Source organism: Kitasatospora purpeofusca, assembly GCF_042691725.1.
GTDB classification, from domain to species: Bacteria; Actinomycetota; Actinomycetes; order Streptomycetales; family Streptomycetaceae; genus Kitasatospora; species Kitasatospora purpeofusca_B.
Genome location: NZ_CP170483.1, coordinates 7,069,461 through 7,081,124, shown reverse-complemented (window position 1 = coordinate 7,081,124; position 11,664 = coordinate 7,069,461). Strand labels below are relative to the sequence as shown.

Here is an 11,664-nt window from a genome sequence, read left to right as displayed (position 1 = left end):
CGCGTTTTCCAAGCCAGATGGGTGATGGCGGACCGGTGGCGAGTACCGCGTGGCGCTGATCGGACCTGGTCGGGACGGGACGATTCGCCCTGAACGGGGGCGAATGCCGAGCAGTCGGGACGGAGCGGACCTCCGGCGGTCGCGGCGGGAGGCCGTCGTGGCGGGAGGCCGTCGTGGAGGGAGGCCGTCGTGGAGGCATGCGGTCGCGACGGGAGACGGCCGCGGCGGGAGACGGCCGCGAGGGCAACGGTGATGACGGGAGCCCGTCATGGCGGGCGACGGTCGGTCAGACCGCGTCGTCGACCACCCCCGCGTCCCGCGCGAGCAACGCCGCCTGGACCCGGTTGCCGACTCCCAGTCCGGTGAGGATCCGGCTGACGTGTGCCTTGACCGTGCTCTCGCGCATCCCGAGGGCGAGCGCGATCTCGGCGTTGGAACGGCCGACGGCGAGTTCGCGCAGCACGTCGGTCTCGCGCGGGGTGAGCGCGGCCAGCCGGCCCCGGGCGGCGACCGCGCGCGGCTCGCCGGTGCGGTGGTAGCGGTCGATGAGCCGTCGGGCGGCGGCCGGGTGGAGCATGCCCTGTCCGCCGGCGACCACGTGGACGGCGCGGGCGATCTCGGCGGGCGGGGTGTCCTTCAGCAGGAAGCCGTCGGCGCCGGCGGCGAGGGCCCGGTAGACGTACTCGTCGAGGTCGAAGGTGGTGAGCGCGATGACGCGAGGGCCGTCGGGCAGCTCGCGCAGCCGACGGGTCGCGGCGATGCCGTCGAGCCGGGGCATCCGGATGTCCATGAGGGCGACGTCGATGCGGTGCCGTCCGGCGAGTTCGACCGCCTCCAGGCCGTCGGCGGCCTCGGCGACGACGGTGAGCTCGGGGTCCTGGGCGAGCAGGTCGACGAGCCCGAGCCGGACCAGCGCGTCGTCGTCGACGACCATCGTGTGGATCACATCGCCTCACTCGGTGGGTTCGGGACCGGCACCGGCCCGGGGGTCGGGCTCAGGGATCGGGCCCAGGACGGAGGCCGGGGACGGGGACGGGGACGGGTCGGCCCGGCCGGGGCGGGGTGTCGTCCGGTCGGTTGTCCGGTGAATCGTCCGGTGAGTCGTCCGGTCGGCCGGCCGCGCGGGTGGGAGGACCGGTGGCCGGTGCGGGGCGGGGAGGCGGGCGGCCAGGCGGAATCCGCCGCTGCCGTCGGGGCCCGCGTCGAAGTGCCCGCCGAGCGCGCCGACCCGTTCGCCGAGCCCGACCAGGCCGTAGCCGCCGCCCGTGCAAACTCCGGAGGGTGCCGGATCGCCCGCGCCGTTGCGCACCTCGACGGTCGTCGCGGGCGCCCCGTACTGGACGCGGACGGTGACCGGCGCGGTGTGCGCGTACTTGCGGGCGTTGGTCAGCGCCTCCTGGACGACGCGGTGGACGGCCAGCCGGTGGGTGGTGGGGATGCTCTCCGGGTCTCCGGCCAGGGCGAGTTCGACGCTCTGGCCCGCGCCGGTGGCCTCGTCGACGAGTTCGGCGAGGTCGCGCAGGGCCGGCGCGGCGACGGGTCTGGGGTCGGGGCGATGCCGGAAGGGCGGCGCGCCGTCGCCGACGGCGGTCCGCGCGGCGTCCGGCGGGACCGTCGCAGGGCCCGCGCCGGCGGTCGCCGCACCGGCGGCGGTGCCGTCGGACGGCGGTGGAGGCTGGGCGGCCGGGTCGGGTGGGCCGGGTGTCACCGGCGGCACCGGTGGTTCGGCTTCGTCCGGCGGGTCGGCCCGGAGGGCGCCGAGGACGTCCCGCAGGTCGTCGAGCGACCGGGCGGCCGTCGCCCGGAGCAGTTCGAGGCGGTGGGCGAGGCGCTCGGGGTCGTCGGCCACGGTGCCGGCGCGGGCCTGGTCGCGCAGCACGCCGGCGTGCAGCACGAGGAGGCTGAGCCGGTGGGCGAGGACGTCGTGCATCTCGCGGGAGATCCGGGCGCGTTCGGCGGCGCGGGCCTGCTCGGCGCGGAGTTCGCGTTCGCGGCGCAGCGCGTCGACCTTGGCCTGCAGGGTGTCGATCAGCACGCGGCGGCCGTGCAGCCACAGGCCGAGGGTGACGGCGGCGGCCTCGACGAGGAGTTGGGACCCGGTCATGCCGGCCCAGTCGAGGACGGAGTCGGCGCGGACCACGCTGAGCGCCGAGGTGACGGCCCCGGCGACGAGGGCCGGTCCGGTGCGGCCGATCGCGGCCAGGTGGAAGACGTTGAACAGGCCGGGGAAGGCACGGTTGAGCAGCCCGCCGAACAGCGCGGGCAGCACCGCGGCGGCGACCGGGTGGCGGCGGGCGAGGAGCGGGGAGAGCGAGGCGAGGACCGCGCCGGCGATCCGCAGCGGGCGCAGCGGCAGGTCCTGGGTGAGCCACTGGGAGACCGTCTCCTCGGTGACGAGCACGAGGACGGTCGCGAGCAGGAGCGTGTCGATCAGCCGGTTCCGGCCGGGGGCGTACCAGCCGAGCAGCCCGGGGTGCCCGGGCTCGCCGGGGAGCGGTGCCTGCGGCGGCCGGGACAGGCGGGACGGGCGGGATGGGCGGGACGGAAGGCGCAGACGGGTCGGCCGGGGCGTGCGTGTCAGGTGATCGGCGGTCATCCGGTCCTCCCTCCCTTTCGCGGTTCAGGGCCTCGATGCTATGACGTGGCGGCGGGCCGTGACCCCTGACGATCGACCAGTGGCACCCTCGACTTTCGTCGGGGGTGCGGGCGGTCGGTCGGCCGATTCGGGGAGGCCGGGGCGTCCCTAACGTCGGTGCCATGACGACCGATCAGCTCCGTCCCGACCCTGCCCCCGATCCGGCCCTCGGTCCCGGATCTCCCGAATCTCCCGGCTCCTCCGACCCGACCGCCCTGCCCGTTCCGGTCGAGCCCCGGCCGGGTGTCGGCGAGGGCTGGTTCTTCCTCTCCGAGGCGCTGCGCACCTTCCGGCTGACGGGCGCGGTGGCACCGAGTGGGGGGGATCTGGTGAACGCCCTGGTGGTCCCGGCGACGAGCCGCCCGGACCGGCCGATCTCGGTGCTGGAGGTGGGGGCCGGGACGGGGGCGGTGACGCGTCGGCTGGTGCGGGTGCTGCGGCCGGGCGACCGGCTGCACGTGGTGGAGTCCAACCCCCGGTTCGTCCAGCGGCTGCTGGCGGATCCGGAGTTGGCGCGGCGCGGGCCGGAGCTGGGCCTGCGGGTCTCGGAGTGCCGGGTGCAGGACCTTCCGGAGGCCCGCGCGGCGGAGTCGGGCGGGCACCTCGACGGCGGCAACGACCGGGCCGGAGGCGACGGGGCCGGAGGCGACGGGCCCGGGCCCGGGGAGGCCGGGTCGGCCCCCGGGCGGTACGACGTGATCGTGTCGGGCCTGCCGTTCACCAACTTCGAGCCGGTGGCGGTCCAGCACATCCTCGACCTCTATCTGCGGCTGCTGCTGCCCGGCGGCGAGCTGACGTACTTCGCCTATCTCGGGACGTCGGCGGCGCGGCTGCTGACGTCCGGACCGCGCCGTGGTGCGCGGCACCGGGCGGTGGTGCGGCTGCTGCGGCGGTTCGAGAAGGAGTACGGGCTCGGGAGCCGGACGGCGTGGCGGAACGTTCCGCCGGCCCGGGCACACCTGCTGCGGGCGCCGGGCGGTCACCAGGAAGCCGCGGCAGGCGAAGGCGGCCGTTCGGCGGGCGGTGCGGCGGCGGCCGCTCGATGATGGACCGGGGCCGCCGGCCGCGGCTCCGTGGCGAGCAGCGAGGAGTCCGCGATGACGGTCACGGTCCGTGACGCCGAGGGTGTCGGCCGGTTCGAGGCATGGGTGGGAGACGACCTGGCGGGGTTCGCGGAGTACCTGCGCAGCAACGGGCTGGTGGTGTATCCGCACACGGTGGTCGAGCCGGCGTACGAGGGGCAGGGCATCGGGGGGACGCTGGCGCGGGCGGCACTGGACGATGCGCGGGCCCGGGGGCTGGCGGTGCTGGCGACGTGCCCGTTCATCAAGGCGTGGATGCTGCGGCACCCGGAGTACGTCGACCTGGCGTACGAGAACCGCAGCCGGGTGACCGACTGACGGACGGCGGGGGCGCCCCGGGCGGCTGACAAATGACAGCTGACAGATTTCAGATGACAGATAACAGATGACAGATTTTGAAATCTGTCAGCGCCGGGCGCACCCTGGACCCATGCCCACCGCCTCGCCCCTCCCCCGCATCCCCCGGCGCGCGCTCGGCGCCGCCGGGCCGACCGCCTCCGCCCTCGGCCTCGGCTGCATGGGCATGTCCGACCTCTACGGCCCCGCCGACGAGGCCGAGAGCGTCGCCACCATCCACGCCGCCCTCGACGCGGGCATCACCCTGCTCGACACCGGCGACTTCTACGGCATGGGCCACAACGAGCTGCTGATCCACGACGCCCTGCGCGGCCGCGACCGCGACGACGTCCTGCTCAGCGTGAAGTTCGGCGCCCAGCGCGGCCCGGACGGCCAGTGGCTCGGCTACGACGCCCGCCCGGCCACCGTGAAGACCGCGCTCGCCTACACCCTGCGCCGCCTGCGCACCGACCACGTCGACATCTACCGCCCGGCCCGACTGGACCCGACCGTGCCGGTCGAGGAGACCGTCGGCGCGATCGCCGAGCTGGTGCAGGCCGGCCACGTCCGCCACATCGGCCTCTCCGAGGTGGGCGCCGACACCCTGCGCCGTGCCGCCGCCGTCCACCCGATCAGCGACCTCCAGATCGAGTACTCGCTGCTCTCCCGCTCCGCCGAGGCCGAGATCCTGCCCACCGCCCGCGCGCTGGGCATCGGCGTCACCGCCTACGGCGTGCTCTCGCGCGGCCTGCTCAGCGGCCACTGGCAGGGCGACCGCGAGCTGTCCGGCACCGACTTCCGCGGCCACAGCCCCCGCTTCCAGGGCGACAACCTCGCCCACAACCTCCGGCTCGTCGAGGCCCTGCGCGCGGTCGCCACCGAACGGCACGCCACCGTCGCCCAGATCGCGATAGCCTGGGTCGGCTCGCGCGGCGAGGACGTCGTCCCGCTGGTCGGCGCCCGCCGCCGCGACCGGCTCGCCGAGGCGCTCGGCGCGCTGGACGTCACCCTCACCGAGGCCGACCTCGCGGCCATCGAGGCGGCGGTCCCCGCCGGGTCCGCGGCCGGGGAACGGTACGCTGCCGCCCAGATGGCCCATCTCGACAGCGAGCGCTGAGCCGCGGTCCCGCCCGCGGCGGGCGCCCGCCGGGGGGCGGGGCCGTCCGCACCCGCACCGACCGCCGACGGCCGCCAACCGGCCGGCCGCCCGTCCGCCGCACCCGGCGGGCGGACGCCTCACCCGTAAGGACGAACCTCCCCGTGGCCACGGACAGCGCACTCACCGCCGAACAGATCCTGAGCGCGACGGAGGACGCCCTCAGGCGGTTCGGCCCGGCCAAGGCCACCGTCGTCGACGTCGCCCGCACCCTCGGTGTCAGCCACGGCAGCGTCTACCGCTTCTTCCCGAGCAAGGCGGCGGTGCGCGAGGCCGTCACCCAGCGCTGGCTCGCCCAGGCCCACGACGACCTGCGCTTCATCGCCATCGAGCCCGGCCCGGCCGCCGAGCGGCTGCACCGGTGGCTGACCACGCTGTTCGCCGCCAAGCGCAGGAAGGCCCTGGACGACCCGCAGCTCTTCGCGACCTACATGACACTGGTCGGCGAGGCGAGCCAGGTCGTCGACGCCCATCTGGCGGCGCTGGTCGACCAGATCGCCCAGATCCTCCAGGACGGCATCGAGAAGGGCGAGTTCCGGCACACCCCCGTCAACGCGACCGCCCGCGCGGTGTTCGAGGCGACCGCCCACTTCCACGACCCCGCCCACGCGTCCGGCTGGTCCGACCCGACGGCCGAGGACCGGTTCGAGGCCCTCTGGAAGCTCGTCCTGCGCGGCCTGGCCGCCGACGCCTGACGGCCACCCACCCGCCTCCCCTTCGGCACCTCCGTCCGCCACGCGGCGCACGTCCTCGGCTCGGGCTCGCGGATCTCGGCGCCGGACACCGTGCCGTTCGCCCTGTGGTCCGCCGCCGGGCCGACCGCGCATCCCGCGCGGCCGGCCCGGCTCCGTCCTTCTCCCGCCCTCAGTTCCGCGAGTTGCCGAACACGAGCCGGTAGAGGATCAGCAGCACAAGGGCGCCGCCGATCGCGGACGCCCAGGTCGCCAGGTCGAAGAACTGGGCCGTCACCTCGCGGTGCAGGAACCTCGACGAGATCCAGCCTCCGACGAAGGAGCCTGCGACGCCGATGAGGGTGGTCACCACCAGGCCACCGGGGTCGCGGCCCGGCAGCAGCAGTTTGGCCAGGGCCCCGGCCACCAGGCCCAGCACGATCCATGCGACGAAGCTCATCCGTGTCCTCCCGCCCTTCGAGCCGTACGGCGGCCCTGTGCACGCCGTACTACCGGCAAGGACGCCGCACCACCGGCCGGCGGTTCCCGCCCCACCGCCCCGGCCGCCGGAACCGCAGGCGTGGCGCCCCTCTCCGGCCCCGGCCACCCCGCGACACTGCGGCCACGCGCATTCTGATCGCCACCGCCGGATCGCGGGGCGACGTCGCCCCCTTCACCGGACTCGGCGCCCGCCTGCGCACGGCCGGCCATCAGGTGGCGCTCGCCACGCACGCCGCCTTCGCCGACACCGTGCGCGCCGCGGGAACGGCCCGCCCGACCTCCTCCGACTGTCCCGCCTCGCCCGTTCGTTCCTGCCCGCCCTCGGCGTGGGCATCGTCGCCGAGGCCGCGGGCATCCCGAACATCGCCCTCAACCTCCAACCACCCACCCCCACCCGCGCGTTCGCCCAGGCCGTCACCGGCACCCACCCCCTCGGCGGAGTCGGCAACCTACTCGCCGGACACACCGTCCAGGCCGCCATCGACCGCCTCCTCACTCCGGCGGTGCACGACCTGCGCCGCCAACTCGGCCTTCCCCGGCGCTCCGTGGCGCACGCCCGCCCAAACCGCACCGTGCTGCACGGCTTCTCGCCACTGGTCGCCCCGCGCCCCGCCGACTGGCACCCGCCCCACCAGGTCACCGGCTACTGGTGGCCGGCGACCGCCCCCGCCTGGCAACCCCCGCACCGCCTCCTGGCCTTCCTCTCCGCCGGACCGCCGCCCGTCGACCCCGAACGCCTCACCACCACCGTCCTCGCCGCCGTCATCCCCTAGACCCTGGCCCCCACCAGCGCACCAACACCCAACCCATCACCACCACCCTCCGAGCAGAGGACGGCCCCACCCAGGTCCTCACCGCCATCGCCCGCCTCGCCGGATAGCCTGTCCTCACAAATGACGCCGACACCGGAAGTGCGAGCAATGCCCGACTCGAAGGAAGTTGCAAATACCGCACCAGCCGCGTGACAAGAGCCCAGCTCACGAACTCTGCTCCCCGCGCGTGCGGGGATGGTCCCCAGCCCTGCACCGTGTACGGCTCCGGCCGGACCTGCTCCCCGCGCGTGCGGGGATGGTCCCGCGGTGGAACGCCGGGCCTCCCTGAGGTAGAGCTGCCCCCCGCGCGTGCGGGGATGGTCCCAGCTCGGCGCTGAACCTCTACGGCTCCGGCCACTGCTCCCCGCGCGTGCGGGGATGGTCCCGGCACCAGGGCGGTGGCCTGGCGCCGCGCCCACTGCTCCCCGCGCGTGCGGGGATGGTCCCGAGCGCCAGGTCGTCGAGCACCTCGAGCCAGGCTGCTCCCCGCGCGTGCGGGGATGGTCCCTGCCCGCCGCGGCCGTCGAGTCCGCGCTCCACCTGCTCCCCGCGCGTGCGGGGATGGTCCCAAGCTCGCGGGCCTCGGCGACTTCCAGCAGGGCTGCTCCCCGCGCGTGCGGGGATGGTCCCGCCTACCTCCTCCAGGAGGGCTTCGTCCCGGCCTGCTCCCCGCGCGTGCGGGGATGGTCCCCGGCTGCCGGCCGAGTTCCGGCCGCTGCTCAACTGCTCCCCGCGCGTGCGGGGATGGTCCCGCGGCGACCCGCAGGATCCGCCAGGCGTAGACCCTGCTCCCCGCGCGTGCGGGGATGGTCCCTCGTCCGAAGGGCGCCGCCTACCGGGCGGGCCCTGCTCCCCGCGCGTGCGGGGATGATCCCGACTTGTAGAGCTGGCCGTTGATGTGCTTCGCCTGCTCCGCGCGCGTGGGGTTGTTCCATCGACCGCCTGACCGCCCCCCGTTTCGGACTGATCCCCGCGGATAGTGCGTCTGCACGCAGGGATGTGCTCGCTCCGGTCGGGTGGCTGACTTCACGACAATCGGCCGACAGGCTGGGCGGTTTCCCGAGATACACCATTGCTCCCACCCTGCACACTACGGTTCGAGCCAGACGGGGTGCTCCGCGCAGACCGAGATCACGCCGGCAGTCACAGACAACAGGAGACACCAATGGAGCTGCGACCAGGTCGACGACGAATTCTGAGCGAGGTTGCCGCAGCTGCCCTGACGGTCGCGCTCCCGGCCAGTGGGCGAGCCTTCGCGCACAGCACAGGCGCAGGCGGGGCCAAGGAAGAGCTTATCGGCCGCCTGCGGGCGCTTGAGCAAGCACGCTCTGGGCGGTTGGGGGTCTTCGCTCATGACACGGCCACCGGCAAGACGGTGGCGTACCGCGCGGACAAACTGTTCCCGATTTGCTCGACGTTCAAGACGATCGCCGTGGCGGCGGTGCTTAGGGACCTCGATCACCACTGTACATTCCTCGCCAAGCGCATCCGCTACACGCGGAACGATGTCGCGGAAGCGGGCTACGCGCCGATCACTGGCCTGCCCGCGAACCTCGAAGGCGGCATGACCGGCGAGGAGTTGTGCGCGGCAGCCATCACGCACAGCGACAACGCCGCCGCCAACCTCCTGCTGCGCGAACTCGGCGGCCCTCCGGCGGTCACCCGCTTCTGCCGCTCCATCGGCGACCGCGTGACCCGCCTCGACCGCTGGGAGCCCGCACTCAACTCCGCGGAACCCGGCCGGACCACCGACACCACCACCCCGCGTGCCATCGGCCGCACCTACGCCCGCCTCACCACCGGAAACGTCCTCGACGCGCCCGACCGCGACAGGCTGACCGGCTGGCTCCTGAACAACACCACAGGCGCCAACCGCCTGCGCGCCGGCCTACCGAGGGACTGGACCGTCGCAGAGAAGACCGGAACCGGCGGCTACGGCACCACCAACGACGTCGGCATCACCTGGCCGCCCGGCCGGGGCCCGATCACGATCGCGGTCCTGTCCACCAAGCACGACCCCGCCGCCCCGGCCGACGAGCCGCTGCTTGCGGAGACGGCCTCCCTGATCGCGACCGCACTGACCTAATCTCAAGCCACACTCAACACCGAAGCCCAGCGCACCCGCCCCGCGCCTGATCCTTCCGCGCGCCCGACGAACAGACGCGTGCTGCCACGTTGACCTGCACGAGCACGTCCATACTCCACCACTGGTCGGCGGCCTCGCGTTGGAATCTGCTCTTCGCCGTCGTTCATCAAACACACGATGCTCAACCGCCCTTGCATCACTAAATGTGGCTCAGTTGAAGTCCGCCATGCGGAACCGCCTGCTCAGCTAGCCTGGCGCAAAGACACCAATCCACCAGAATGCAAAGAATGCCCGATTCAAAGGAAGTTGCACGAAACGGCCAACCCCCGTGACAAAGCCGCAGCTCACGCACTCTGCTCCCCGCGCATGCGGGGATGGTCCCGGCACCGCCCTCGACATCACCACCGAGAAGGGCTGCTCCCCGCGCATGCGGGGATGGTCCCGTCGGGGCCGGGATCACGGCGTCCGGGACGAGCTGCTCCCCGCGCATGCGGGGATGGTCCCGGGGCCGTCCGGCTCCGTCGCCGCCCAGCTGCCTGCTCCCCGCGCATGCGGGGATGGTTCCGATGGCCGGTCGCCGCCGGATCGCCGGCCTTTCTGCTCCCCGCGCATGCGGGGATGGTCCCGACTGCTTGTCGATGAACTGCACCGTGTTGAGCTGCTCCCCGCGCATGCGGGGATGGTCCCTCATTGTGGGCTCCTTTCCGGCGTCCGGTGACCTGCTCCCCGCGCATGCGGGGATGGTCCCGTCGGGGTGGCCGGCCTCGGCGTCGTCGGGACCTGCTCCCCGCGCATGCGGGGATGGTCCCCGATCCGGCCGGGTACCGTACACGCGGCACAGCTGCTCCCCGCGCATGCGGGGATGGTCCCGAGTTCGCCGCGGCCGCCGACCAGCTCCAGGACTGCTCCCCGCGCATGCGGGGATGGTCCCAGGGCCAGGCCGCCCATGCGGACCGCCCGCCACTGCTCCCCGCGCATGCGGGGATGGTCCCGTGGCGGCGGCCTCCTGGTCGCCGGAGGCGACCTGCTCCCCGCGCATGCGGGGATGGTCCCATCGTCTTGACCACGATCGGCGCACTCGGCGCCTGCTCCCCGCGCATGCGGGGATGGTCCCTCCTCGAAGCGCTGGCCCCACCTGCGGATCGGCTGCTCCCCGCGCATGCGGGGATGGTCCCCTCGGCGACCTCTACGCCGTGCGGTTCGGCCTCTGCTCCCCGCGCATGCGGGGATGGTCCCCCGGCGTCGGTGCCGGCTGTGACGCTGGTGATCTGCTCCCCGCGCATGCGGGGATGGTCCCCTGTGCGCCGGGCCCGGTGGCTGGGACGTGGCCTGCTCCCCGCGCATGCGGGGATGGTCCCAACCCGAACAGAAGAGACGTCGCCGCAGGTGCCTGCTCCCCGCGCATGCGGGGATGGTCCCTACCCGAGGGGCCGGACACCGGCCGAGATGGCCTGCTCCCCGCGCATGCGGGGATGGTCCCCGGTCGGAGGCCCCGGCGTGCAGGTGGGTGCCCTGCTCCCCGCACGTGCGGGGATGGTCCCTTCTCTTCAGCAGGTACAAGGCGCTACGTTGACTGCTCCCCGCATGCGCGGGGACGGCGCCCTCCGGTCCTGGCCGACGCGGAGGGCCGACAGGCGCTCCCCGCGTGTGCGGGGGTGGCCCCAGCGTCGTCGGGTGGCTGACTGCTCCCGAGACATGCTCCCCGCTTCTACGGGGTCTCACATTCCTGGCGGAACAGAGGCGCACGAAGAACCACTACCCGCTTCCCGTGGCCGCCGATCAGGGCGGACAACATCCCTCGCATAACATCCTTGCCGATCACGCTCCGCCCCCATCGCCGGATGACTCCTAAGCAAACAGCGTAGTCGGGTTGGAAGTACCTCCAACACCAAGGAGAACAGGGGGAGTTGGAGACGATCTTGAAAGGCAACAGCTAAGCTTCGAGCCGCAATCTCCGACATCGCATCAGTCCGCGTCGGCGGGCACCTCATGCCCCTGTGCCGACATTCAGCCCATACGAGGACGGCCGGGTCCGATGCTCCGGGAAGAACATTGGTGGACCCGGCCTACCCTCCATCGAAGGAGTTCCTTGATGGTAACTCGCACAACCGAACGCCCTCAAGATCAACAGCTGGTCACGACCGTCGCGGCCCTGCTCGCGGCGTGCGTGTCGGCGGGGGTGGGGTCCGGCGCCACCGTCGACGTCGGCATCCGCGTCGTCGTGGCCGTGGTGGTCGTCGCCGTCGCCGTCGCCATCGTCGCCGCGGCCGCCGCCCGCGAGGTCCCGTCTCGCAGCAGGCGTCGACGGCGTCGACGCTGACACAGCCGGGGTGCGCGCCGCGAAGCGGCGGTGCGCACCCCGGCGGAGGGAAGCGGCCGCACGGC

10 protein-coding genes, 2 pseudogenes and 2 CRISPR repeat arrays are annotated in these 11,664 nt (G+C 73.6%); of the genes and pseudogenes, 9 read left to right on the top strand and 3 right to left on the bottom strand.

Annotated features, from left to right (window positions below):
* Positions 1-286: 286 nt before the first annotated feature.
* Entirely contained in the window at positions 287-946 is a 660-nt protein-coding gene (locus ACFCLZ_RS30500; protein ID WP_380281111.1) for a response regulator, read from the bottom strand.
* 6 nt (positions 947-952) lie between these two features.
* A complete protein-coding gene (locus ACFCLZ_RS30495) occupies positions 953-2,596 on the bottom strand; it encodes a sensor histidine kinase (protein ID WP_380281110.1) in 1,644 nt (547 codons plus the stop codon).
* Between the two features lie 161 nt (positions 2,597-2,757).
* Here ACFCLZ_RS30495 and ACFCLZ_RS30490 point away from each other — a divergent pair, with 161 nt between their 5' ends.
* The 5 genes and pseudogenes from ACFCLZ_RS30490 to ACFCLZ_RS30470 all read left to right on the top strand — a co-directional run.
* Complete coding sequence (locus ACFCLZ_RS30490; protein ID WP_380281109.1) at positions 2,758-3,681, top strand: hypothetical protein; 924 nt, start codon at positions 2,758-2,760, stop codon at positions 3,679-3,681.
* A 51-nt stretch (positions 3,682-3,732) separates the two neighbouring features.
* Positions 3,733-4,035, top strand: coding sequence for a GNAT family N-acetyltransferase (locus ACFCLZ_RS30485; protein ID WP_380281108.1), 303 nt, complete (start codon positions 3,733-3,735; stop codon positions 4,033-4,035).
* A 112-nt stretch (positions 4,036-4,147) separates the two neighbouring features.
* On the top strand, positions 4,148-5,170 hold the full coding sequence (locus ACFCLZ_RS30480) for an aldo/keto reductase (protein WP_380281107.1): 1,023 nt from the start codon (positions 4,148-4,150) through the stop codon (positions 5,168-5,170).
* A gap of 143 nt (positions 5,171-5,313) precedes the next feature.
* Positions 5,314-5,904: a TetR family transcriptional regulator gene (locus ACFCLZ_RS30475; protein WP_380281106.1), complete on the top strand. Its 591-nt coding sequence runs from the start codon at positions 5,314-5,316 to the stop codon at positions 5,902-5,904.
* An 18-nt stretch (positions 5,905-5,922) separates the two neighbouring features.
* Positions 5,923-6,024, top strand: a pseudogene (locus ACFCLZ_RS30470) (hydrolase); the annotation flags it as partial.
* 49 nt (positions 6,025-6,073) lie between these two features.
* On the opposite strand, the gene ACFCLZ_RS30465 reads toward ACFCLZ_RS30470, so the two are convergent.
* A complete protein-coding gene (locus ACFCLZ_RS30465) occupies positions 6,074-6,340 on the bottom strand; it encodes a GlsB/YeaQ/YmgE family stress response membrane protein (protein ID WP_380281105.1) in 267 nt (88 codons plus the stop codon).
* On the opposite strand from ACFCLZ_RS30465, the pseudogene ACFCLZ_RS30460 reads away from it, so the two are divergent.
* The 4 genes and pseudogenes from ACFCLZ_RS30460 to ACFCLZ_RS30445 all read left to right on the top strand — a co-directional run.
* A pseudogene (locus tag ACFCLZ_RS30460) lies at positions 6,325-6,630 on the top strand (glycosyltransferase); the annotation flags it as partial. The gene ACFCLZ_RS30465 and the pseudogene ACFCLZ_RS30460 overlap by 16 nt on opposite strands.
* Before the next feature lie 77 nt (positions 6,631-6,707).
* Positions 6,708-7,154 carry a hypothetical protein gene (locus tag ACFCLZ_RS30455; RefSeq protein ID WP_380281104.1) on the top strand — a complete coding sequence of 149 codons (447 nt, stop codon included), beginning with the start codon at positions 6,708-6,710 and terminating at the stop codon, positions 7,152-7,154.
* A 213-nt stretch (positions 7,155-7,367) separates the two neighbouring features.
* Positions 7,368-8,129: a CRISPR direct-repeat array (repeat unit 29 nt; unit sequence CTGCTCCCCGCGCGTGCGGGGATGGTCCC).
* Between the two features lie 229 nt (positions 8,130-8,358).
* Positions 8,359-9,279 (top strand): class A beta-lactamase, encoded by a 921-nt coding sequence (bla, locus tag ACFCLZ_RS30450; protein ID WP_380281103.1) that lies wholly within the window; start codon positions 8,359-8,361, stop codon positions 9,277-9,279.
* Between the two features lie 353 nt (positions 9,280-9,632).
* A CRISPR array of direct repeats spans positions 9,633-11,003; the repeat unit is 29 nt; unit sequence CTGCTCCCCGCGCATGCGGGGATGGTCCC.
* Positions 11,004-11,371: 368 nt separating this feature from the next.
* Complete coding sequence (locus tag ACFCLZ_RS30445) at positions 11,372-11,599, top strand: hypothetical protein (protein WP_380281102.1); 228 nt, start codon at positions 11,372-11,374, stop codon at positions 11,597-11,599.
* The last annotated feature ends 65 nt before the right edge of the window (positions 11,600-11,664 follow it).